The organism is Gallaecimonas pentaromativorans (assembly GCF_003751625.1).
Taxonomy (GTDB): Bacteria; Pseudomonadota; Gammaproteobacteria; order Enterobacterales; family Gallaecimonadaceae; genus Gallaecimonas; species Gallaecimonas pentaromativorans.
Genome location: NZ_RJUL01000003.1, coordinates 1 through 23,471, shown reverse-complemented (window position 1 = coordinate 23,471; position 23,471 = coordinate 1). Strand labels below are relative to the sequence as shown.

Annotated in this window: 20 protein-coding genes, 5 tRNA genes and 1 other RNA gene; 21 read left to right on the top strand and 5 right to left on the bottom strand. The window is 58.3% G+C overall.

The features are described from left to right. Positions 1 to 14 precede the first annotated feature (14 nt). The 18 genes from tamA (at position 15) to EDC28_RS05580 (ending at position 17,096) form a co-directional block, all read left to right on the top strand. Positions 15 to 1,769, top strand: a complete 1,755-nt coding sequence (gene tamA / locus EDC28_RS05665) for an autotransporter assembly complex protein TamA (protein ID WP_244946547.1) — start codon at positions 15 to 17, stop codon at positions 1,767 to 1,769. Continuing rightward, a complete protein-coding gene (gene tamB / locus EDC28_RS05660; RefSeq protein ID WP_123420951.1) occupies positions 1,769 to 5,461 on the top strand; it encodes an autotransporter assembly complex protein TamB in 3,693 nt (1,230 codons plus the stop codon). Before tamA ends, tamB begins: the two co-directional genes overlap by 1 nt. A 484-nt stretch (positions 5,462 to 5,945) precedes the next feature. Then, the gene (locus EDC28_RS05655; protein WP_123420950.1) at positions 5,946 to 8,087 is read left to right on the top strand and encodes a prolyl oligopeptidase family serine peptidase; all 2,142 of its coding nucleotides are present in this window, start codon (positions 5,946 to 5,948) and stop codon (positions 8,085 to 8,087) included. A 46-nt stretch (positions 8,088 to 8,133) separates the two neighbouring features. Next, positions 8,134 to 8,529, top strand: a complete 396-nt coding sequence (gene ybgC / locus EDC28_RS05650; protein ID WP_050657463.1) for a tol-pal system-associated acyl-CoA thioesterase — start codon at positions 8,134 to 8,136, stop codon at positions 8,527 to 8,529. Beyond that, entirely contained in the window at positions 8,526 to 9,218 is a 693-nt protein-coding gene (tolQ, locus tag EDC28_RS05645) for a protein TolQ (protein ID WP_336391505.1), read from the top strand. Before ybgC ends, tolQ begins: the two co-directional genes overlap by 4 nt. After that, positions 9,215 to 9,652, top strand: coding sequence for a protein TolR (gene tolR, locus EDC28_RS05640; RefSeq protein WP_050657465.1), 438 nt, complete (start codon positions 9,215 to 9,217; stop codon positions 9,650 to 9,652). The genes tolQ and tolR overlap by 4 nt, the downstream gene beginning before the upstream one ends. Positions 9,653 to 9,654: 2 nt before the next feature. After that, positions 9,655 to 10,605: a cell envelope integrity protein TolA gene (gene tolA, locus EDC28_RS05635; RefSeq protein ID WP_123420949.1), complete on the top strand. Its 951-nt coding sequence runs from the start codon at positions 9,655 to 9,657 to the stop codon at positions 10,603 to 10,605. A 10-nt stretch (positions 10,606 to 10,615) separates the two neighbouring features. After that, on the top strand, positions 10,616 to 11,959 hold the full coding sequence (tolB, locus tag EDC28_RS05630; protein WP_050657467.1) for a Tol-Pal system beta propeller repeat protein TolB: 1,344 nt from the start codon (positions 10,616 to 10,618) through the stop codon (positions 11,957 to 11,959). Positions 11,960 to 11,999: 40 nt separating this feature from the next. Next, the gene (gene pal / locus EDC28_RS05625) at positions 12,000 to 12,521 is read left to right on the top strand and encodes a peptidoglycan-associated lipoprotein Pal (RefSeq protein WP_050657468.1); all 522 of its coding nucleotides are present in this window, start codon (positions 12,000 to 12,002) and stop codon (positions 12,519 to 12,521) included. Between the two features lie 3 nt (positions 12,522 to 12,524). After that, on the top strand, positions 12,525 to 13,289 hold the full coding sequence (ybgF, locus tag EDC28_RS05620; protein WP_123420948.1) for a tol-pal system protein YbgF: 765 nt from the start codon (positions 12,525 to 12,527) through the stop codon (positions 13,287 to 13,289). A gap of 88 nt (positions 13,290 to 13,377) precedes the next feature. Then, a tRNA-Lys gene (locus tag EDC28_RS05615) sits at positions 13,378 to 13,453 on the top strand. Between the two features lie 93 nt (positions 13,454 to 13,546). Next, positions 13,547 to 13,622: transfer RNA gene (locus EDC28_RS05610), tRNA-Lys, on the top strand. Between the two features lie 184 nt (positions 13,623 to 13,806). Continuing rightward, positions 13,807 to 13,882: transfer RNA gene (locus EDC28_RS05605), tRNA-Lys, on the top strand. 62 nt (positions 13,883 to 13,944) lie between these two features. Beyond that, a tRNA-Lys gene (locus EDC28_RS05600) sits at positions 13,945 to 14,020 on the top strand. A 93-nt stretch (positions 14,021 to 14,113) separates the two neighbouring features. Further along, on the top strand, positions 14,114 to 15,175 hold the full coding sequence (gene nadA, locus EDC28_RS05595) for a quinolinate synthase NadA (protein WP_050657470.1): 1,062 nt from the start codon (positions 14,114 to 14,116) through the stop codon (positions 15,173 to 15,175). A 158-nt stretch (positions 15,176 to 15,333) separates the two neighbouring features. Then, a tRNA-Ser gene (locus tag EDC28_RS05590) sits at positions 15,334 to 15,421 on the top strand. 490 nt (positions 15,422 to 15,911) lie between these two features. Continuing rightward, positions 15,912 to 16,322 carry a D-Ala-D-Ala carboxypeptidase family metallohydrolase gene (locus EDC28_RS20485; protein ID WP_123420947.1) on the top strand — a complete coding sequence of 137 codons (411 nt, stop codon included), beginning with the start codon at positions 15,912 to 15,914 and terminating at the stop codon, positions 16,320 to 16,322. Between the two features lie 150 nt (positions 16,323 to 16,472). Next, positions 16,473 to 17,096: a LysE family translocator gene (locus EDC28_RS05580; protein WP_050657472.1), complete on the top strand. Its 624-nt coding sequence runs from the start codon at positions 16,473 to 16,475 to the stop codon at positions 17,094 to 17,096. A 13-nt stretch (positions 17,097 to 17,109) separates the two neighbouring features. Here the strand turns inward: EDC28_RS05580 and EDC28_RS05575 are convergent, their stop codons facing one another. The 5 genes from EDC28_RS05575 to EDC28_RS05555 form a co-directional block, all read right to left on the bottom strand. Next, positions 17,110 to 17,589 carry a methylated-DNA--[protein]-cysteine S-methyltransferase gene (locus tag EDC28_RS05575; protein WP_123420946.1) on the bottom strand — a complete coding sequence of 160 codons (480 nt, stop codon included), beginning with the start codon at positions 17,587 to 17,589 and terminating at the stop codon, positions 17,110 to 17,112. Next, positions 17,586 to 18,989 (bottom strand): Ada metal-binding domain-containing protein, encoded by a 1,404-nt coding sequence (locus EDC28_RS05570; RefSeq protein WP_050657474.1) that lies wholly within the window; start codon positions 18,987 to 18,989, stop codon positions 17,586 to 17,588. Before EDC28_RS05570 ends, EDC28_RS05575 begins: the two co-directional genes overlap by 4 nt. An 86-nt stretch (positions 18,990 to 19,075) precedes the next feature. Next, positions 19,076 to 20,197: a pyridoxal-phosphate-dependent aminotransferase family protein gene (locus tag EDC28_RS05565; RefSeq protein ID WP_123421230.1), complete on the bottom strand. Its 1,122-nt coding sequence runs from the start codon at positions 20,195 to 20,197 to the stop codon at positions 19,076 to 19,078. Between the two features lie 70 nt (positions 20,198 to 20,267). Then, complete coding sequence (locus EDC28_RS05560) at positions 20,268 to 20,921, bottom strand: RluA family pseudouridine synthase (RefSeq protein ID WP_123420945.1); 654 nt, start codon at positions 20,919 to 20,921, stop codon at positions 20,268 to 20,270. Positions 20,922 to 20,957: 36 nt separating this feature from the next. Next, entirely contained in the window at positions 20,958 to 21,383 is a 426-nt protein-coding gene (locus EDC28_RS05555; protein ID WP_123420944.1) for a lytic transglycosylase domain-containing protein, read from the bottom strand. Between the two features lie 138 nt (positions 21,384 to 21,521). Here EDC28_RS05555 and ffs point away from each other — a divergent pair. From ffs to EDC28_RS05540, 3 genes are all read left to right on the top strand, one after another. Next, positions 21,522 to 21,618: signal recognition particle sRNA small type (ffs, locus tag EDC28_RS05550), an RNA gene on the top strand. 75 nt (positions 21,619 to 21,693) lie between these two features. Continuing rightward, positions 21,694 to 22,782: a tryptophan 2,3-dioxygenase family protein gene (locus tag EDC28_RS05545; protein ID WP_123420943.1), complete on the top strand. Its 1,089-nt coding sequence runs from the start codon at positions 21,694 to 21,696 to the stop codon at positions 22,780 to 22,782. Positions 22,783 to 22,827: 45 nt separating this feature from the next. Then, on the top strand, positions 22,828 to 23,471 hold a 644-nt coding region (locus EDC28_RS05540; RefSeq protein ID WP_211355720.1), incomplete at its 3' end, for an IS4 family transposase.

Genomic DNA, 23,471 nt, shown 5'->3' with positions numbered 1-23,471 from the left:
TGTCAGGGATGTTTGTGACCTATTGCAACGCCATCGCGCGCCGCATTTTGTGTTTGGGGCTGCTGGCAGCATTGCTGGTGCCTGCCGCCGAGGCTGCCGACAAGAGCGCCGTCAAGAACGTCAGCTATGACGTGTCCGGCCTTGACGGCGAGCTGCAAAGCAACGTAGAGATTTACCTCTCGCAACTGCCGCCGGTAAAAAGCGACCGGGTAGGGCGCTATGAGGATGACATTACTGAGGCGGTTCGCAATGGCTTGCAGGCCCTGGGGTACTACCAGCCGCAAATTGCCTTTGGCAAGCTCGATGGTGCCACCCTGCACCTGGAAGTCACCCCCGGCGAGCCGGTGCGTTTTCGCCATATCAAGGTCACCTTGAGTGGTGACGCCGACCATGACCAACTTTTCAAAACCCTCCTTGAGCAGCTGCCCATCAAAGAAGGGGATGTGCTGCGCCACGACCGCTATGAAAGCACCAAGAGCCGCCTTCAGACCCTGGCTCTGCAGCGCGGTTACTTTGATGCTCATTTTGAGGCCAACCAAGTCAAGGTGTATCCCGAGGCCCATGCCGGCGATGTCGACATCGCCTTTGCCAGCGGCCCCCGTTACCGCTTCGGCGCCTTGAAAATCGACAGTGATGAAGACGTTGGCGAGCTACTAAACCCCCTTATCACCATCAAAGAGGGGGAGCCCTACCAGGCTTCGCAAGTCACCGATGTCAGCCGCAGCGTGGCCTCCACCAAGTATTTTAAAAACGTGGATGTGATCCCGCTTATCGACCAGGCCGACAGCGAGCACCGCATCCCGATTATTTTAAGGCTAAGGGCCAAGGCCGATAACCAGGTGGAGCTGGGGCTGGGGGCGTCATCAGACGAAGGCCCACGGGCGTCGGTGTCCTGGACCAAGCCGTTTTTAAACAAATACGGCCACAGCTTTACCACCGATTTAACGGTCTCGGCGCCGCGCCAGGAAGCCACTTTTGAGTACCGCATTCCCCGTGGCGACCCTATCAACCAGTTCTACAGTTTCCAGGGCGGTTATCAGTACCTGGACCAGGAAGACACCGAGAGCCAGCAGCTCACCTTTGCCCTGCACCGCTGGGACAAAAAGACCAACGACTGGAGCCGGGATCTGTTCTTGCGCACCCTGTTCGAGTCTTATAAGCAGGCTGACCAGGAAGACGACGTGTTCTTGGTGATCCCCGGTGTCTCCTTCAACCGCACCCGCACCCGCGGCGGGGTTGACCTGACCTGGGGCGACAGCGAGCAAATCACCATCGAAACCTCCGATGAGGCGCTGGGCTCAGATACCCACTTTGTGCGGGTGTGGGGGCGCACCAAGTGGCTCAGAAGCATCGGGCAGAATGGCCGCATCATCGCCCGCGCCGAGCAGGGCGCGGTGTTTGTTGACACCATCGACGATCTGCCGCCGTCGCTGCGGTTTTTCACCGGTGGCGACCAGACAGTGCGCGGCTTTGGCTACAGAACCATTGCCCCGCGCAACGCCGATGGCGAACTGGTGGGGGGCAAATACACCACCGCCCTTAGCCTCGAATACGACCACCGCATCGCCGAGAAATGGCGGCTGGCGGGCTTTGTGGATACTGGCACCGCCACCAATAGGTACACCGGCTTTGACGACTGGAAAGTGGGCACCGGTTTTGGGGTGCGCTGGCTGACTCCCATCGGCCCCATCAGTATCGATTTGGCCTTTGGGATCAGCGAAGAGCATGTGCCCTGGCGCATTCATTTCACCATGGGGCCTGAACTCTGATGCGTTGGTTAAAGTGGGCCGCCTGGGTCTTTTTGGTGTTATTCACCCTGCTGGTGTTGTTGCCGGCCAGTATCTTGCTGACCGACACCGGCAACCGTTGGGTGTGGTCTTTGGCCAAGGACAACGTGCCGGGGCTCTCTGGCGAAATGCTGGACGGCAATCTCAGCCGCGGCTGGCATTTTACAAACCTGCAATACAAGACCGAGGGCCTGGCGCTGGCCTTTACTGAGCTCAAACTGGCCTGGGCACCTTCGGCCTTGCTGGACGACAAGTTGCGCATCACCACCCTTGAGGTCAACGGTGTGGCGGTGGATGTTGCGTCAGGCAGCGACCAGCCGGCCAGCGAGGATAACAGCGATAGCGCGTCTACACCTTTGACGCTACCGCTGACGGTGGTGCTGGATCAGGCTGACCTTAGTGATATCAAGGTGTCGGTGCCGGGCATGGAAATTGGCGCTACCAGTGTTGGCCTGTCGGGCATTTGGGACAAAAAAGGCCTTGCCGTCAACGGGCCCAAGGTCAATGGCTTGTCGCTGGTAATGGCGCCGAGCGCCGAGGCGCCCAAAGCCGATACCGCCACCGAGGCGGCGAGCGATGCGCCCCTGACGTTGCCCACTGTTACCTTGCCCATGGCCATCACCGTTGACGGCATGGTGCTGACCGATACCCGTTTCCAACAGGGCGATATCAAAGAAGCCCTGCCGATGCTGAGCTTTGCTGGCAGCGTCAGCGGCAGTGACCTGAGCATTACCAGCCTGCACCTTGAGCACCGTTTTGCCGGCGCATTCCTTAAAGGCAAGCTGAGCCTTAAAGGTGAGTACCCACTGTCGCTGGATTTAACCGCCAATCTTAAAAAGGCGCTGCTGGACGGCCAGCTTAGCGGCGAAACCCTGGCCCTGAGTGCCAAAGGCTCCCTGGCAAACCTTGAGCTTGATACCCGCGCCAAGGGGCCGGTGACCTTTAACCTGGCTGGCAAGCTGGCGGTCCTCGAGCCGGCCCTGCCTTTTGATGTGACCCTTGACTGGCAGCCCCTTGGCTGGCCCCTCGATGCCCCCCAGTACCATCTGGAGCAGGGTAACCTAGCTGCCAAGGGCAGCCTGGGTCAGTACCAACTTACCCTTGAAACCCGCGCCAGCGGCCCGGCCATTCCCCAAACCGCCATCAACCTCGATGCCGGAGGCGATCTGGCGCATCTGGATATCCGCCAACTGCTGCTGGATATGGCCAATGGCAAGCTGAGTCTCAAAGGGCGCCTCGGCTGGCAAGAAGGGGTGGACTGGCAGGGGCTGGTGGCCCTCAACAACCTCGACCCGAGCTTTTGGGCAAGCACCCTCAAAGGCCAGGTGTCGGGCCAGCTGCCCAGCCACTTTCAGCTGCAAGGGGCAAGTTGGCAGCTCGATGCCCAGCCTGATCTCAAAGGGACCTTGGCCGGGCAGCCGTTGGCGCTCAGTGGCGATGTTGCCCTTAATGAAGCGCTGCACGGTAAGGTAGCGCTGACCTTGGAGAACGGCCCCAACAGCCTGGATGCCAAGGGCAGCCTCGCCGATAGCCTCGATATCAAGGGCCACCTGGCGCTTAATAACCTCGGCCTTTACGGCTTTGGCGCCAGTGGCAGCGCCAAGGGCGACTGGCAGTTGGGGGGGAGCCTCGATAAACCCCGCCTCAAGCTGCGCCTGGCAGCAGACAGCCTTGGCTTTAACGATCTGATGGCCAAAAACCTCAACCTCGATGCCGACGCCACCCTGAGCCAGGACCCCAGCGGCACTTTGAGGGTCAGCCTTGAGAGCCTGCGCCAGGGAAGCGAGCTCTCCCTTGGCGATATTCGCTTGGCCCTAAAAGGCAGCGGCAGCGATCACCACCTGACCCTGGCCTTCAAAGGCCAGCCGGTGGCCGGCGAGCTGGCCCTGGACGGGCACCTTGATGGCAGCAACTGGCAAGGCAGTCTTGTGAGCGCCCAGTTTGATACTCCCTTGCAGCACTGGCAGCTTGAAAAGGCGGTGGCTCTTGCCTGGCAGGATCAGCGCTTTAGCGCCAGCCAGCATTGCTGGGCCTCACAGCAGGCCGCCCTGTGCCTTGACCCCATCAGCGCCTCGGCCAAGGGCGGCCAGGCCGGGTTGACCCTCACTGGCCTGCAACTGGCTCGCCTGCAACCCTTTATGCCGGATAACTTCCACTGGCAGGCGGTGCTGTCGGGTAAGGCGAGCGCCACTTGGCAAGGCAGCAAACCCAAGGTGTCGGCTCATTTCGAGACTACTCCCGGAGAGCTGACATCCGGTAAAAACCAGGTGGGCTACCAGCAGCTTCGCATTGACGCCGACATGGACGACAAAGCGCTGACCAGCCAGGTAGCCTTTGTCTCCGATACCCTCGGCACCCTGAGCCTTGATGCCAAGGTGACCGATCCGCAGCAGGCCAGAGCGCTTTCCGGGAACCTGGCCATCAAGGGCCTGACCCTCGATTGGCTGGCGCCGCTGCTGCCCCAGGTGTATAGCATTGCCGGGCAAATCAACGGCGAAGGACGCCTGGGGGGCAACCTCAGCCAGCCGCTGTTCTTCGGTAACCTGGCCTTGACCGGTGGCGGCGTCACCACCGATGGCGACATGGTGACCTTAAGCGAGCTCAATACCCGCCTCGATATCGACGGTGCCAAGGCCAAACTCGACGGCACCGGCAAGCTTGGCGGCGGCCAGTTGCAGCTAAGCGGCGACATGGACTGGGCGGCGCTGCCCATCAGCGGCGAGCTGCATATCAAAGGCAATGAACTGGAAGCCGGTTACCCCGGCTACGGCCAGCTTAAGGTAAGCCCGGACTTGACCCTGACCATGGGCCAGGAAACCAACCTCAGCGGCAAGGTGGTGGTGCCCTGGGCGCGTATTGCGGTTAAGGATCTGCCACCCAGCGCGGTGACGGTGTCTAAAGACGTGGTGGTGATCACCAATGACCCGGATATCGCCCCGCAGCCGGTCAGCGCGCCTTTTGCCATGAAGGTGCTGGTGGAGCTGGGTAAGGACGTGCGCCTTGAAGCCATGGGCCTGAAAACCAAGCTGGGCGGCACCCTCTTTATTACCCAAGACCCGAACCGGGCCATGCGCGGCAATGGTGAAATTCGCCTGGTAGACGGCACCTACAAGGCCTATGGCCAGAACCTGGTTATTCAAACCGGCTCCATTTTGTTCTCCGGGGCCCTGGACAGTCCCAACCTCAACATCGAGGCCATCCGCAACAAGGACACCTTGTCGGACAGCTCCATCACCGTTGGGGTCAAGGTCACCGGCGATGCCGCCAGTCCCAAGGTGGAATTGTTCTCCGACCCCGACATGCAGCAAAGCGAGCAGCTCTCCTATCTGCTGCGCGGCAAGGGGCTCGACAGCCAAGAGGGCAGCGACAGCAACGGCCTGATGCAGTCGATGCTGCTGTCGGCCGGGGTCAGCCAACTGGGTGGCGTGGTGACCGGCGCCGCCGAGAAGGTGGGCTTTTCCGATGTCACCATCGACACCGCTGGCTCCGGCGACAGCAGCCAGGTGGCTATCTCCGGTTACCTGGCACCGGGCCTGCAATTGGAATACGGGGTAGGGGTGTTTAACTCGGTGGGCGAGGTGAAGCTGCGCTACGAGCTGCTGCCACGGCTTTATCTGCAAGCCGTCAACGGCGTTAACCAGGCGCTGGATATCTTCTACAAGTTCGAGTTCTGAGCCTGAGGGCGGGGCAAAAAAAAGCCCGAGGCATTGGCCTCGGGCGAAACAACCACATTGAAGGAAGGAATATGTCCAGGGAAGAACAACGTCGACATTGCCTAGTGGGGCAATAGCCAATCAATCACACTACCAAAACAGTGCCGGACAGCCTGTGGCACCCAAAGTCCTTGGTGCCGCCATCCGACGCTGCGCATTATGGTGATCTGCACGGCGGCTCTCAACCGAGAAAAATTGCAATTTCTAATAAGAAAATCTAATGCTAAATGGCTATTCTTCTTTCCGTTCACGTCAGCTTGGCGTGTTTTTTCTGATAAATCCCTTTTGAAACATGCAAATAGTTTTTTGGTTAATATTTGCGCTACATAAAAATATTCATGCGCCAGTGAATAAATTTGCAATGTTATGCTAGTGGACGTGAATAAATCGGCTATTGCCCCCTGTTGCTGCCCCAAAAGGCGCCTCCCAACATCAGGAATAACCCATGAAAGGACACCTCTTTTCCCTTATCGTTGCTGCCAATCTGCTGGCCGGATGCCAGCAAGCCTCGGCGCCGCAGCCAGCGCCCGCTGCCGCTAAAACCGAGCCGCTGGTGTATCCCACCGCTCGCCGTGGCAACCAGGTGGATAACTATTTTGGCACCGAGGTGGCCGACCCCTACCGCTGGATGGAAAGCGACAGCAGCGAGGTAACGGATTGGGTTGCCAAGGAAAAGGCCCTGGCTGAGCGCTACCTTGACGGTATCAAGGTGCGCCCGGAGCTAGAAAAACGCATCACCACCCTTTGGAATTACGAGAAATTCTCGCCGCCGTTTTTTAAAGGTGACAACCTTTTCTATTTCCGTAACGACGGCCTGCAATCCCAGGACGTGCTCTATGTGCAGGACGGCCCTCAGGGCAGCGCCCGGGTGCTGCTGGACCCCAACCGCTTTGCCAGCGACGGCACCGTGGCGCTATCCGGCTACGCCGTGTCCGGTAACGGCAAAACCCTGGCGTATGGCATTTCCCGCGCCGGCTCCGACTGGCAGCAATGGCAGTTTTTGAATGTGGCCACCGGCAAGCCGCTCAAAGACGAACTGAGTTGGATAAAGTTTTCCTCGGCGGTGTGGAGCAAGGACAATAAAGGGGTGTTTTACGCCCGCTACGACGAGCCCAAGGGCGACAGCCTGTCCGGGGTTAACTACAACCAAAAGCTTTACTACCACCGCATCGGCACCCGCCAAAGTGACGACAAGCTTATTTATCAGCGCCCCGACCACAAAGACTGGGGCTTTGGCGCCGACGTCTCGGAAGACGGCCGTTACCTATTGATCTACGTCTCCAAGGGCACCGATTCTCGTAACCGATTCTTCTACAAAGATTTAAAGGCCAATGGCCCGGTGGTGGAGCTGCTGCCGGCCCTGGAAGCGTCCTACAGCTTTGTGGGTAACGACGGCCCGGTATTTTACTTTCAAACCAACCTCGATGCACCGCGCGGGCGCATCATTGCCATCGATATCCGCCACCCGGCCAAGGCCCACTGGCAGACCCTTATCCCCCAAGGGGATAACCCCATCGCCGGCGCCGCCCTTTTTAATCACCAGTTTGTGCTGCTGACCATGAAAGACGCCTTGTCGGAGCTGAAAATTTTTGACCGCAAAGGCACCTTTTTAAAGACCGTGCCGCTGCCGGGCAAAGGCGCGGTGTCGGGCCTTTATGGCCGTCTGAACAGCCCCGACTTGTACTTCTCGTTCAGCTCCTACATCCAGGCGCCGAGCGTCTACAAGCTGGACATGGACCAAAACCGGGTATCGGTGTATCGCCAGCCGGTGCTGGCCTACAACCCTGACGACTACGTCTCCGAGCAGGTGTTCTACCGCTCCAAGGACGGCACTCGGGTGCCGATGATGATCTCCCATAAAAAGGGCATCAAGCTCGATGGCGCCAACCCGACCCTGCTTTATGCCTACGGCGGCTTTAATATCCCGCTGACACCGAGGTTCAGCCCCGCCAACATCGCCTGGATGGAGCGTGGCGGCGTGTACGCCGTGCCTAACCTGCGTGGCGGCAGCGAATACGGCGAAGCCTGGCACCAGGCCGGCATGAAGGAGAAAAAGCAAAACGTCTTTGACGACTACTTTGCCGCCGCCGAGTACCTTATCGAGATGGGCTACACCCGCCCGGCCAAATTAGGCGCCTATGGCCGCAGCAATGGCGGCTTGCTGATGGGGGCGGCGCTCACCCAGCGCCCCGATCTCTTTGGTGCCGTGCTGCCTGCTGTTGGGGTGCTGGACATGCTGCGCTTTCAGAAATTTACCATCGGCTGGGCCTGGACCAGTGAATACGGCAGCGCCGATAACGCCGCCGATTTCCCCTACCTTTATGCTTACTCGCCGCTACATAACCTGAAAAAACAGGCGTATCCGGCCACCATGGTGATGACCGCCGACCACGACGACCGGGTGGTGCCATACCATTCGTTCAAGTTTGCCGCCACCTTGCAGGCTGACCAACAGGGCAATGCTCCTGTCATCTTGCGGGTGGAACATAATGCCGGTCACGGCGCCGGTAAGCCTACGGCGATGAAGATCCGTGAGGCTTCCGACATCTTTGCGTTTTTGCTAAAAAACCTCGGTGAAACCCAGTAAAGTGTTCAGGGGAGCTTAAGCTCCCCTTTCTCATGATGAGGGCCCTATGCAGCATCAATGGCCAATTCGTATTTATTACGAGGATACCGACGCCGGCGGTATCGTTTATCACGCTAACTATCTCAAGTATTTTGAACGCGCTCGCACCGAGTGGCTCAGAAGCTTTGGGATAGAGCAAGACGAGCTGCTGGCGGCCGGTATCGCCTTCGTTGTTCGCTCTGTTAAGATGGATAACTATTTACCGGCCCGCTTCAATGAGTTACTGACGGTGGCAAGCACAGTGCCGGCACTTAAACGTGCCAGCCTGACCTTTCACCAACAGCTGCTCAGGGAAGGGGGTCAAATTTTGTGTGAAGCCGAAGTGCTGGTGGCCTGCGTCGATCAAAACAAAGGAAAAGCCACGGCCATCCCTTCGCAAGTTTTGGGAGTGCTCAAAGGGTGAACGATATGTCCTTTTTTGGTCTTTTCTGGCAGGCGAGCCTGTTGGTGAAGATCGTGATGCTTATCCTGCTGGCGTTTTCCGTGTTCTCCTGGACCCTGATCTTCCAGCGCCATAAGGTGCTCAAATCTGCCAAGAGCAATGCGGACCGGTTCGAGGATAAATTCTGGTCAGGTGTGGATCTGGGTAAGCTTTACCACGAACTCAATGCCCGCCAGGAGCAGCTGGGGGGCATGGAAAAGGTATTTACTGCCGGCTTCAAAGAGTTCGCTCGCCTCTCCAAAAGCTCCAGCCGCAGCCCCCAATCGGTGCTGGACGGCGCCGACCGCTCGATGCGCGTTACCCTCAACCGGGAAGTGGAGCACCTAGAGAGCCACCTGTCGTTTCTGGCCACCGTCGGCTCCATCAGCCCCTATATTGGTCTGTTCGGTACCGTGTGGGGCATCATGAACTCCTTTATCGCCCTGGGTAATGTCCAGCAGGCCACCTTGTCGATGGTGGCGCCAGGCATTGCCGAAGCGCTTATCGCCACCGCCATGGGCCTGTTTGCGGCCATTCCGGCGGTCATGGCTTACAACCGTTTCTCCCATAACGTTGAGAAGCTGGAGCTGAGCTACCTCAACTTCCAAGAAGAGTTTCACACCATTTTGCACCGCCAGGTGTTTGCCAATGACGGAGGTCAGGCTGCATGAGTGCCGCGCCGCGTAAACGCCGCCGCCCTGTTGCCGAGATCAACGTCGTTCCCTACATCGACGTGATGCTGGTGCTGCTGATCATCTTTATGGTGACCGCGCCCCTTATCACCCAGGGTGTGAAGGTAGACCTGCCCAAGCAATCGTCCCAGCCGTTGCCGCCGGATTCCAAACCGGCCGCGGTGGTGTCCATCACCAAGGACGGCACCTATTTCCTGCAAGTGGGGTCCAAGAAAGCCGAACAGTATGACGACGTGGCCATGTTGGCTGCCGTGGTCAAGGCCCAACGGGAAGTGGAACCCCAGACGCCGGTGGTCATTCGCGGCGACGGCGCCGTGCCTTACGCCAAGGTGGTGCAGCTGATGGGGACCTTGCAAGGCGCCGGTGTGGATAACGTCGGGCTGATGACCGATCCGCCCGAGGAGAAGAAGTAACGATGCGCAATGAAGGCATGGGGCTGCCGGCCGGGCTGTCTATTGGTTTACATGCCCTGATCCTGGCGCTGCTGGGGTTGTCACTGGATTTTTCCAAAACGCCGGAAATGCCCCAGCCCCAGGGCGAGCCCATCACCGCCAAGGCGGTGGACAGCGCCGTTGTCGAGCAGCAGGTCAAACGCATCAAGGCGGCCCAGGCCGCCGAGCGCAAGGCTGAAGTCGATCGCCAGCAAAAGCTGGAAGCCGAACGCCAAGCCGAACAGCAACGCATAGCCCAGCTCAAGCAGCAGCGCGTCCAGGAAGAACAAGCCCGGGTCGAGGCGCAAAAACAGGCCCAGGAAGCCAAACGTATTCAGCAGCAGGAACAACAAAAAGCCAAAGAACTGGAAATTGCTCGCCAGAAAAAACTGGAAGAGAAAAAACAGGCTGACGCTGCCGCCAAGGCCGCTGAAGAAAAAAGGCAAAAAGAAGAAGCCGCTGCCAAAGCTGCCGAAGAAAAACGGAAAAAAGAAGAAGCTGAGCGCAAACGTAAAGAAGAAGAGGCCCGTAAAAAGGCCGAAGCCGAGAAAAAGCGCCAAGCCGAAGAAGCCAAGCGAAAAGCCGAGCAGGAAAAACTACTGGCCGACCAAATGGCCCAGGAAGCGGCGCAACGTTCCGCTGCCCGGCAAAAACAGGTTTTGAGCGAGTTGCAAAAATACCAGGCGCTGATTAAGGACGCCATCGACCGCAACGTTATCCGTGACGACAGCATGCGCGGAAAAGAAGCAAAAGTGGCGGTGCAGCTGGCGCCCAGCGGCTTGGTGCTGGACGTGCGTTACTTATCTGGCGACAAGGCTTTGTACGACGCCGTACAACGGGCGCTGTGGAAAATACAGACCCTGCCGGTATCCAAGGACCCGGATGTGTTTGCCCAGATGAAAAACCTGAACATTACTTACCGACCCGAATTCTAACGAGGTAAATGTGCGAATTCTCAGTGTGATCTTTGTTGGCCTGCTCAGCATCAGCCTAAGCGCCCGTGCTGCCCTGGACATCGTCATTACCGGCGGGATGGACACGGCCCGACCGGTGGCGGTACTGCCCTTTACCTTTGAAGGCGGCGACCAGCCAATGCAGCCGGCCGAGGTGATAAGCGACGACCTTCGCAACTCCGGCAAGTTCTCGCCCCTGGCCCTGAGTGCCATGCCGGAGCAGCCCACCTCGGTTGACAACATTCACTATCAGGCCTGGGCCAGCAAAGGGGTTGAGGCAGTGGTGATGGGAACCGTCAAGCCCTACGGCCAGGACAAGTACCTGGTGAGCTTTGACTTGGTGGACGTGGTGCGCGGCCAGGCCATTGGCGGCAACATGGAGCGCCTCAAAGACGGCAGCTTGGTCAAGTCTTCCGGCCCGGTGCTGGAGTCGCGCCAGGCCGTTATCAGCGCCCGCCAGTTCCGCCAATATGCCCACCGCATCTCCGACATCGTCTATGAGAAGCTGACCGGCGAGCGCGGCGCCTTTTTGACCCGCATTGCCTACGTGGTAGTGGACAACACCGACCCGGTTTACCCCTACCGGTTGATGGTGTCCGATTACGATGGTTACAACGAAACCATGGTCACCAAGGCCAAAGAACCGCTGATGTCTCCCTCTTGGTCACCAGACGGAACCAAATTGGCTTATGTTTCTTTCCAAAACCGTAAATCTGAGATTTTCATTCAGGATCTTTATAACCAACATCGTGAAAAATTAACCTCGTTTCCGATGATTAACGGTAACCCCGTTTGGTCACCAGACGGTAAAAAGATGGCCATGGTTTTATCCAAAGATGGCAACCCTGAAATTTATGTTATGGACCTGGCGACGAAACAAGAAACGCGCCTGACCGATCATTACGCTATTGATACTGAACCCTCTTGGTATCCCGATTCCAAATCTTTGGTATTTACATCGGAGCGGGGTGGTCGTCCACAGCTTTATCGTGTAGATTTGGGCACTAAAGCCGTGAAACGCTTGACTTTTGAAGGTGAGCAAAACCTGGGTGGCTCCATTAGCCCGGATGGCAAATACCTGATTATGGTCAATCGTACCCAGGGACATTACCGGATAGCGCGACAGGATTTGCAAACCGGTGCTTTGCAGGTGTTGACGCAGACAGAATTGGATGAATCGCCTAGCCTGGCCCCCAATGGCAGCATGATCATATATGCCACGCTCTATCGGGGGCAGAAGGTTTTGGGCCTAGTGTCGGTAGATGGGCGTTTTAAAGCCCGCTTGCCGGCCCGCCAGGGACAGGTGAAGGCTCCGGCCTGGTCACCCTTTTTGTAAAAAAATAACTTGCAGTCATTGACAACATAAGGACCTGACGATGCAACACAATAAACTTCTGAAAGGGATGCTGTTGGCTCTGCCAATCCTGGCCCTCTCAGCCTGTTCTTCTACTTCTGGTACTGATAAAACAACTTCTAAAACCAGCTCTAACCAGCAGCAAGAAGTGGTTACCGGTACTGTTGAGCCTGTGATGAGCGCCGAAGAGCAGCGTAAGCAGCGCATGGAAGAGATGCGCCGCGAGCACATCATCTACTTCGAATTCGACAAGTACGACATCCGCCCCGAGTTCGCCGAACTGCTCGAAGCCCACGCCGCTTACCTGCGTGAGCATTCGGACGTTAAGGTCCTCATTGAAGGCCACGCCGACGAGCGCGGTACCCCTGAGTACAACATCGCCCTGGGCGAGAAGCGTGCCAAAGCCGTTAAGCAGTACCTGCTGGGCCTGGGCGTGCTGGACTCCCAGATCAGCATCGTCTCCTACGGTGAAGAGAAGCCGCTTGATCCTTCTCACACCGAAGCGGCCTTTGCTAAGAACCGCCGAGCTGTACTGGTTTACTAAGTTATGAAGAAACCGCTGACAAGTGTCATCTTGTTGGTCGGCCTGTCCGGCGCCGCTCACGCGGCGCCGGCGCCCGTTGTGGAGGCCGGCGGGGATTTGGAGTCCCGAGTCGCCCGCTTGGAAGCGCAGTTTGAATCCCGCAGCCGTGCGCAGCTAGAAATGATGCAGCGTTTAAGTGCTTTGCAGGATGATTTGCGCGACTTGCGTGGCATTACCGAAGAGCACGACCACCAGCTGCAACAGCTGCTGGACAGGCAACGGGAGATCTACAAAGAAATCGCCCGCCTGCAAACCGGTGCACCTGCCGCTGGCACCGATACCGCAGCGCCAAGTGGCACGCCTGCAGCCGCAACACCGCAAGTGGTAACCACTACCCCTGACTACTCCAATAACTTGAGTGAAAACGAGGCGTATGACCGTGCAGTCGGCCTGGTGCTCAAGCAAAAGGATTATGCCAAGGCGACGGATGCTTTCAGAAAGTTCATCCAGGATTTTCCGAAATCTTCCTACATCGACAACGCCCATTACTGGCTGGGGCAGTTGCTGTACAGCGACCGCAAGCTGGATGAGGCAAGCCAATCTTTCAGCGTGGTTGTAAACCGCTACCCCAACTCCACCAAGCGCGCCGATGCCATGCTCAAGCTCGGTATCATCGCCAAGGAGAAAGGGGACAAAGCGGGGGCATCGAGCTACTTCAACCGCGTCATCAAAGAGTACCCGGACAGCACCTCTGCCCGTATGGCCAAGGACAGTTTGGGCAGTCTTTAAGCTGCCTGTTGGCTTTTTGCGCAATCGATGCCTGGCCGTGATTTTCTTCTTGCACGGTCAGGCAAATTCAGTAAGATAGGCGCCCGTCGGGTCGTTAGCTCAGTTGGTAGAGCAGTTGACTTTTAATCAATTGGTCGCAGGTTCGAATCCTGCACGACCCACCAGACACCCAAAAGCCTGCCAGCGCGGGCTTTTTTAATCGGCAACGCCGAGTCGGCTCTGAAGCAACGCCAAGGGCGACAAAAGACAATTTAGATGGGTCGTTAGCTCAGTTGGTAGAGCAGTTGACTTTTAATCAATTGGTCGCAGGTTCGAATCCTGCACGACCCACCATCATTTAAGGGGCTTGGCCCGGCAGCAAAGCGCAGCTTTACTGCAAACCCAAGAGACAATTTGGGTCGTTAGCTCAGTTGGGTGAGATGCGAGGAAGACGCAGCATCGAACGCGAGGCAGGACGGCGAGCCGGACAGAGCGTCAGGATGACTGACAACGCTGGACGGTAAATGAAGAACAAGATGGGTCGTTAGCTCAGTTGGTAGAGCAGTTGACTTTTAATCAATTGGTCGCAGGTTCGAATCCTGCACGACCCACCATCATTCAAGGGGCTTGGCCCGGCGGCAAAGCGCAGCTTTGCTGCAAACCCAAGAGACAATTTGGGTCGTTAGCTCAGTTGGTAGAGCAGTTGACTTTTAATCAATTGGTCGCAGGTTCGAATCCTGCACGACCCACCATTATTTGAAACCCCGCCTTGTGCGGGGTTTTTTGTTATCGCCGGGGGTGGGGGTATAATGCCCGGACGCAAAGACTCAGTTGGTTTTGAGGTTATGACCCAGACTCCCCAGGTAAACCTGGATTTACCCTTCCCGCCCAAGCCTAAACCCTTGAGCGATGACCAAAAAGCAGATTACAAAGCCCGTATCAAAGCGCTACTTAAAGCCCGTGATGCGGTACTGGTCGCCCACTACTATACCGATCCGGAGATCCAGGCCCTGGCTGAAGAAACCGGCGGTTGTGTCTCCGACTCGCTGGAGATGGCCCGGTTCGGCAAAGAGCATCCGGCCAAGACCCTGATTGTGGCCGGCGTTAAGTTTATGGGCGAAACTGCCAAAATTCTTAGCCCTGAGAAAACAGTACTGATGCCGACCCTCGAGGCCACCTGCTCTTTGGATCTGGGCTGCCCGGCAGAGGAATTCAGCGCCTTTTGCGATGCCCACCCTGATCACACCGTGGTGGTATATGCCAATACCTCGGCAGCTGTAAAAGCGCGGGCCGACTGGGTGGTGACGTCTTCCATTGCCCTGGAAATCGTTGAGCACCTCGACAGCGAAGGCAAAAAAATTCTTTGGGCACCGGATAAGCACCTGGGCGGGTACATCAATAAGAAGACCGGCGCCGACATGCTGCTCTGGCAAAGCGCTTGTATCGTCCACGACGAGTTCAAGACCCGCGCCCTTAAAGACATGAAGGCCCTGTATCCCGACGCCGCCGTGCTGGTGCATCCCGAGTCGCCGGCCAGCATTGTCGAGATGGCCGACGCGGTGGGTTCTACCAGCCAGTTAATCAAGGCGGCCCAAACCCTGCCCAACAAGCGGCTTATCGTGGCCACCGACCGCGGCATCTTTTATAAGATGCAGCAGCTGTGCCCCGACAAAGAGTTCGTGGAAGCGCCTACCGCCGGTGACGGCGCCACCTGCCGCTCCTGTGCCCACTGCCCTTGGATGGCCATGAATGGTCTTAAAGCTATTTACGAATCGCTGAGCGCCGAACAGCTGCAACCCCACGAGATCCATGTAGATCCGGCCTTGGCTGACAAAGCCATGGTGCCCCTTAACCGGATGCTGGATTTTGCCGCCGACCTCAAACTCAAGGTCAAAGGTAACGCCTGAAAAAACGCCACCGCAAGGTGGCGTTTTGGTGTTTGCTCAAATCCTCGCCTAACGCGCTTATTTGCTTGAAAAAGCGGTTGACCCTCCAAGGCCTTGCCCCTAATATAGCGCCCCGTTGAGAGGCAAATCGCAGTGCGATGGCACTTAACAAGCAATGTGGTGAGGTGTCCGAGTGGCTGAAGGAGCACGCCTGGAAAGTGTGTATACGGCAACGTATCGGGGGTTCGAATCCCCCCCTCACCGCCATATTGAAAGCAAAAAGCCCGTCCTCTGGACGGGCTTTTTGCTTTTGTACGCCGTGCAGGGTGGACTTGGTTCGAAGCCCTGGGTTCGCCCGGTTGCAGGCGCAACCGGCACCGCCGCAGGGCAAAGCACAGGAGGTGCATTGGTCCTACGCAATAGCTCTTGGGATCGGACTTTTTCGTGCTAGGGAAGCTCCTTGGGGCAAATTTGGGGCAGAATCAGCAATCTCCAGTCCTTCGTTGTCCGCTCTAAACCCCATCATTTGCGAAATCATCATCCCGGCTATGTTGCCCACTTCGCTTGGCGCAATGCACAGCTAGGGTTTCGATAACCTTGCCTTCTTTTGTATTCGATGTTCAGCCTTTTATGGTTGCAACCTGCTGGCCCGCTTGTATCCTGGCTGGCGCATTTGTAGGAGTAGGCAACAGGCCTGACCTCGCTACAATTTGTCACTCACCTCCTGCTGGTTCTTCGGGTATAAAGGCTTCGGTTTGTGTCCGTTCCTATTCCACCGCCTGCAGGTTTTCTGCAGGCTTTTTTTTGCGAGAAACTTTTGGGCGATCTAACGAATAACTTCAGCCGAGCCGAGTTTGCATGCCGCTGCGGATGCGGTTTGGCTTGTGTGGCACCGGAGTTGGTGTTTTTGTTGCAACAGGTAAGGGATGTGCTGGCTGTACCTATTCGGGTAGTCGAAAGCAGCCGTTGTGAGTGTCAGGATCTGCGCGTGGGGGGAGCCCACGGTAATCGTTACCGAGCAGGAGACGCAGCCGACATCGTGGCTGAGGGCATCGAGTTGAAGCTTCTGGCCGATACGGCTCGGCGCGTTGCTAGGCAAGGCTGGCTGGTAAAGGAAGAACGCCAGTTTGTGCACATTGAACGCGATTGCGAGAGCCGTCCTCGTTAAGTGATTGCAGGCACCTTATCCTCGATGCTTGGTGCTACTTGTTGTGGGGTAGTGCCACCACGCGCCCTTTAATACTCTCCTTTGGAAATCCCACCTGACTTTTATGCTGCCCTGAGGTGTAATGGCAGTTCGGTGCTGGAGGGATTGTGTATGCAGGAATTAATGTCGGTTGCGGCGATAACGGGGGCGCTTGCCATAGGGGCCATGAGCCCGGGCCCTACCTTTGTGGTGGTGGCCCGCACTGCAGCTGGGGTGTCCCGCAGCCATGGCTTTATGACCGCTCTTGGCAGCGGCCTGGGCGCTGGCGTCTTCGCCCTGTTGGCGTTGTTGGGGCTGCACGCCGTGTTGGCTGCCGTGCCCATGGCCTTCTGGGTACTGAAAATTGGTGGCGGCTGTTACCTGCTCTACCTTGCCTATCAAATTTTGCGCCACGCCCGGGCGCCGCTGGCCTTTGACGGTAAAAGCGGTAAAAAGCGCGGTTTAACCAAAACCTTGCTGTTCGGGTTGCTGACTCAGCTAGCCAACCCCAAAACCGCCATCGTCTTTGCCGGGGTCTTCTCGGCCCTGCTGCCGGCCCAGATCTCTCCCTGGATGTACGCGGTGTTGCCCCTTTGCGCCTTTACCGTTGATACCCTCTGGTATTTGCTGGTGGCCTTCGCGCTCTCGGCTGAAAAGCCCCGCCAGACTTATCTTCGAGCCAAGACCGCTATCGACCGCACCGCAGGTTTCGTGATGACGGCGCTGGGGTTAAAGCTGTTACTGGGTAACAGCTGAAAAAAGGCCGCACTTAGCGGCCTTTTTGCTCCAGTGCCAACAGCCAGGCCTTTCGCTCCAGGCCGCCGGCGTAACCGGTAAGGGCGCCATTGCTGCCCACTACCCGGTGGCAAGGCACAATCACCGACAAAGGGTTGCGGCCATTGGCCGCCGCCACCGCCCGCACCGCGCTGGGTTTACCCAGATCCCTGGCCAGTTCGCCATAGCTGCAGGTTTGGCCGAAAGGGATTTGTTGTAAGGCCTGCCGAACCTGGCGCTGGAAGTCGGTGCCGCGCGGCGCCAGCGGCAGGCTGAAGTGGGTAAGACGGCCGGTAAAAAAGGCGCCAAGCTGGCTGGCCGCTTCTTGTAACACGGGCTCTTGCCCGGCGCTTTGCCAATCGTCCGCCACCGGGAAGTGTTTTTGGCCGTCAAACCAGGCGCCAATCAGGGCGCCCGCTTCGGCGACAAGGTGCAGTGCTCCTAAGGGAGTGTCGAGACTCAGGTGGGCTTTCATAACTGACTCCACAAATGCTGGGTGGCGTAGGCTCGCCAGGGGCTGAAGGCGCTCATGTAGTGGGCGAGGGCCTTGGGACTCTCAAGGCCGGTGGCGGCTTTGAGGCCGTGGTCGTTCACAGGCCAGGCGTCAGGCCAATGCAAGGCGCGCATGGCGATATAGCTCGCTGTCCAAGGGCCGATGCCGGGCAGGCTTTCAAGCTTGGCTGTTATCTCGTCGATGTCGGCCGAAGGCGATAACTCAAGACCCTCCGTCACAGCGCTCGCCAAGGCCAGCATGGCGCGGCTTCGCGAGCGGATAACCCCCATCTGCCCCAACTGCTCTTGGCTTAATGCCGCCACTTGCGCCGGCGTTGGAAAGCAATGGCTCAGCCCCTCTGGTGCATCCGGGCAGGGGCTCCCCAGGGCGGCCAGCCTACCGGCCAGGGTCCTGGCCGCTGCTACCGTGATTTGCTGGCCTAGGATGGCGCGTATGGCCATTTCAAAGCCGTCAAAGGCCCCGAGGGCGCGTAACCCCGGGTTGTTAACCAATGGCCCAAGGTTGGCCGTCACTTCGGCCGGATCGGCGTCGAGATCGAACAAGTGACGAAGGGCGCTCAGCACCGGCGGCACCGCTTTAATCAAGGAGTTGCTGAGGGTAACGGTGAGTTCGCTGCCAGCCAACGCCACCTTCAGCCAGCCTTGGTGCATCTTGCCTTGGTAATCGAGGCGCACCGTGCGCCAGTACTCATTGGCTTCGATTTTCTCGACGCCAGTGATGGCGCGATTTTTTAAAAAGGCCAGTGTTGCCTGCCAATCGAGAGGCGGCCTGAACGCCAGACGGCAAGTAAGCTCGGCCGCCGGCGCTTCGGCTTGGCGGCGAAGCTTGGAGGGCGTGAGCTGGTAGCGCTCGGCAAAGAGGCTGTTCATGCGCCGCAAGCTGCCAAAGCCGGCGGCCATGGCAATATCCACCACCGGCAAGGTGGTTTCGGCCAGCAGTTTTTTAGCCAGCAGTAGCCGCTGGGTTTGGGCGTAGGCAACGGGGGAGACCCCAAAGCGGTTGGCAAAGGCGCGGCGAAGGTGCCGGTCTGTGACCCCAAGGCGCTCGGCCAGGGTGGTTAAGTCCTGAAAATCGCCAGCCCGGATAGCCTCTTCGGCGCGGCGGGCCACCATGGCAGCGCCGTCGCTCCAGGCCTGGCCTGGCGCCAGCTCGGGGCGACATTTTAGGCAGGGGCGAAAACCGGCGGCCTCGGCGGCAGCGGCATTGCTGAAATAACGGCAGTTCTCGGCAAGGGGTTTGCGGGCCGGGCAGACAGGGCGGCAATAAATGCCGGTGCTGAGTACGCCGGCAAAAAAGCGGCCATCAAAGCGACTGTCGCGGCTGATAAGGGCCTGGTAGCAGGCGTCATCGTTAAGTTGCATACACCATCTCCGCTGAGGATGGTGCCATGATAGCGAGCCAGCACGGTGCTGGCTCGCCATTTTCGGACCTGGACTTTAAGGCACTGTTATTTGTTCAGCACCTCGGCCAGGGCGGCCAAGCAAAGGGTGACGTTCTCGCGCCGGGCGCCGTAGCCCATCAGGCCAATACGCCAGGCTTTGCCGGCAAAATCACCAAGGCCAGCGCCAATTTCCAGGTTGTAGTCATTTAGAAGCGTGGCGCGCACGGCGGCGTCGTCAATCCCTTGAGGGATGGTCACCGTATTGAGCTGGGGCAGGCGCTCGCCTTGGGGCACGATAAAATCAAGGCCCAAAGCGCCGAGGCCTTCGGCCAGCCGCTCGTGCATTTGGCGATGGCGCTGCCAGCTTTGCTCCAGCCCTTCGCTGTGCAGCTGCACCAGCGCTTCGTGCAGGGCGTAGAGGGCGTTGACGGGCGCCGTGTGGTGGTAGCTGCGTTTGCCGGCCCCTTCCCAATACCCCATCACCAGGCTTTGGTCTAAAAACCAGCTTTGCACCGGGCTTCGCCGGTTTTTTATCTTCTCGACCGCTGCCGGGCTAAAGCTCACCGGCGATAACCCCGGCACGCAGGACAAACACTTTTGGCTGCCCGAATAAATGGCGTCGATGCCCCATTCGTCTACCTTGACCGGCACCCCGCCAAGGGAGGTAACGGCATCGACAATGCTGAGCATGCCGGCTTCGCGGGCCATGGCACACAGCGCCTTGGCGTCACTAAGGGCGCCGGTGGAGGTTTCGGCATGGACAAAGGCCAGAAACTTGGCGTCGGGGTGGGCGCTGATGGCTGCTTTGACCTTATCGAGCTCCACGGCCCGGCCCCAGGGGGTATCGACCACCACCGCCTCGGCGCCAAGGCGCTTGATGTTCTCCAACATGCGCCCGCCAAAGACGCCATTGCGGCAGACAATCACCTTTTCGCCGGGCTCGACCAGATTGACAAAACAGGCCTCCATGCCGGCACTGCCGGGAGCGGAGATAGCCAGGGTCATGGGGTTACGGGTCTGAAAGGCGTATTGGAGCAAAGCTTTGAGTTCATCCATCATGCCGATGAACAGTGGGTCGAGGTGGCCGAGGGTAGGGCGGCTCAGGGCGGCCAGCACATTGGGGTAAACATCCGAGGGGCCTGGGCCCATCAGGGTACGACGTGGCGGAATAAAAGAGTGAAAGCTCATGGTGGTTTCCCTGCTGTTTTTGCCCATGTTGGCGGCAAAAAAACAGCAGTGCAACCGCTATGGGCTGATGCTAGAACGGCAGCGGCGCCACCAGCTTAAGTTTGTCGGTGCTCACCGGATGCTGGATCTGCAGCCAATGGGCATGGAGCATCAGCCGTTCGGCCGCCGCCAAGGCCTCGCCTTCGGCGTAAAAGCGGTCGCCGATAATGGGGCAGCCCAGCGCCTGCATATGCACCCGCAGCTGATGGGAGCGGCCCGTTACCGGGGTCATCTCCACCCGGCTGATACTGCCTTGCTGCTCGGTCACCTTGTAATGGGTGAGGGCGTGTTTGCCGTGCTCAAAGGACACCATTTGCCGGGGCCTGTTGGGCCAGTCGCACACCAGCGGCAGCTCCACCTTGCCCGACAGCGCCTCGGGGCAACCCCAAATGAGCGCCTGGTAACCCTTGTGGGTCTGGCGCTGCTGAAACTGGTTTTTAAGGTTGCGTTCGGCTTCTTTACTAAGGGCCAGCACCAGGATGCCGGAGGTGTCCATGTCCAGGCGATGCACGGCCTCGGCCTGGGGGTGGCGCACTCTTACCCGGCTGACCACCGAGTCTTTATGCGCTTCCTCGCGCCCCGGCACCGACAGCAGCCCCGAGGGTTTGTCCACCACCAACAGGTGCTTGTCCTCAAACAGGACGGCTAAGGGATCTTGTGGGGGGCGATAAACGAGGGGCTGCATGGGGTCTCTCCGAAAAGTCGGCGACACCTTATCACATCAGCGTTTGGCCTTGGAGAACTCCAGCCAGTAACTCACCACCCGCTGCTGGTACTTCTCTTTGTATTTGTCGGTTTTGGAATGGTAGCGGCCCACCGCTTCCCAGATATCGCCGCCGGTTTGGTCGAGATGGCTGCGAAACAGCCGGGCTGCTACATGGACGTTGGTGCAGGTGTCAGTGGCCAGCTTTTGCAAGGTCAGGTGCGGGTAGTAGCGCTGCATCTGGGGCAGGTGGATAGAGTTTATCTGGGCGACGCCAAGGTCGAGGGTGCCATTGGTGTTGACGTTCATGCTGCCTTTTTTGCCGCCTTCGGCCTTGATGATGGCGTAAAGCAGGGAACTGGCCAGCTTGAAATCCAAAGCGGCCTTGGCCACACAAAGCCTGAGCTCTTGAACGGGAACGTCGGAGGGTGGTGGCAGATCCATGGGCAAGCGTCTTATTGATATGTTGCTAAAAAGTGTAGCTTTTGGCGCTTTCTAATAAAAGTGCCGGATTTCTGAGCGAACGAGCCATTGCGCCTTGCTGTTGGGTAGGGGGCTATGGATAATAGCGCTCGGCGACCTCTCCGGTCCCCTCGCAACGATACCCTGTGAACCTGGTCAGGTCCGGAAGGAAGCAGCCACAGCAGGTGACTCGTGTGCCGGGGTGTGGCTGGAGAGGGAGCCACCTTCCTTGCCTTACCCCTATCCCTGACGTAGCCTTCTGCCTGATAACAACAACAGGCCACACAAGGTTATGCGCAAAAATCTCAATGCCTGCTATTACAGCGACTACCTGCAGCTCAATAAACTGCTGGACGCCCAGGCCATGGAGAGCGAAAAACATGGCAACCCTGCCCATGATGAAATGCTCTTTATCGTTACCCACCAAGCTTATGAGCTGTGGTTCAAGCAGCTGCTCCATGAACTGCGCTCGGTGATGGCGCTCTTTGCCGGGCCGGTCTTAGACGACAACGCCCTGGCCACCGTGGTGCATCGGCTCAAGCGTTTTACTGCCATTCAAAAGCTCATCAATGACCAAATTGGGGTGCTGGAGACCATGTCGCCCCAGGACTTCCTGGAATTTCGAGACTACCTGGTACCCGCTTCTGGCTTTCAGTCGGTGCAGTTTAAAGAGCTGGAAATTCTGCTTGGGCTGCGCCGCACCCAGCGTACCCAGGCCGACCGGGATTTCTTCTACTCGCGCCTTAACGATAAGGACCGCAACTACCTGCTGGGCCTGGAGCAGCAGGAGACCCTGAGCGAGCAGCTGGACCGCTGGCTGTCGCGTCTGCCGCTGCTGGATTTTGAAGATTTCGCCTTTTGGGAGCACTACCGCAAAGGCGCCAGCGAGATGCTGGACTCTGACGAGACCATTATCCGTACCACTTTTGACGGCAAGGAACGCGATAACCAACTGGCAGAGCTGGCCGCCACCCGCGACCGCTTTATGGCCCTTTTTGACGACAGCCACTACCAGCAACTGTTAAAGGAAGGGCAGCTCAATTTCAGCCACGACGCCCTGATGTCGGCGCTCTTTATCAACCTCTACCGGGACGAGCCCCTTTTTCAATTGCCCTTCCAACTGCTGACCACCCTGATGGAAATCGACGAGCTGTTCACTGCCTGGCGTTACCGCCATGTGCTGATGGTGCAGCGGATGCTGGGCTCGAAGATTGGCACCGGCGGCTCCAGCGGTTCGGACTACCTGCGCCGCAACACCGAAGCCAACCGGCTCTTTACCGACCTCTATGCCATCTCTACCTATCTGTTGCCCAAACATGCGCTGCCGGTGCTGCCGGCGAAGGTGAAAAAGCGCTTGGGCTTTAGCCTTGGCGGCGAATGAAAAAGCGGGCTGATGCCCTAATGCTGATCAGTTAAGACCGATCGCTTGACTGATCCTCTAGTGATGGAAAAATCCGACATCTCCTTGGTGTCGGATTTTTTTATGCGTCTTCAAACCGCCTTGTCCTCCGCTTTTGCCTTCAGCAACGAGTACCGCTCTCTCGAGCAGTTTTCCGCCCTTCTCGACCCGGCCGTGCTCGAACAAGCCTTTGCCAGTACCGGTGTTGCCACGTTGCGTCGGCGCCGTTTACCCATCGATGCCGTGCTCTGGACCGTTATCGGCATGAGCTTGTTCCGCCAGGAGTCGGTGTGGCACATCGCCAATCGCCTGGATGTGCTGCTGGCCAACCAGCAGCCTCTGCTCGCGCCCAGCGCCGTGGTACAGGCCCGCCAGCGCCTTGGCGAAGCGCCGGTCAGAGCCGTTTTTGAAGGATTGGCCCAGCACAGCTACCAGCATCATGCTTTCGATACCTGGTGCGGCCTGAACTTGCTGGCCGTGGATGGGGTGATGTTCCGCGCCCAGGACACGGCAGAGAACCGCGCCGCTTTTACCGGTGATAACACCGAGCAAGGGCGCTACCCGCAGGTGCGCTTGGTCTGTCAGATGGAGCTGACCAGCCATTTGCTGCTCAACTGCGCCATGGGCGGCGAACACCAAGGGGAAATGCGGCTGGCCGAGCAACTGCTCGA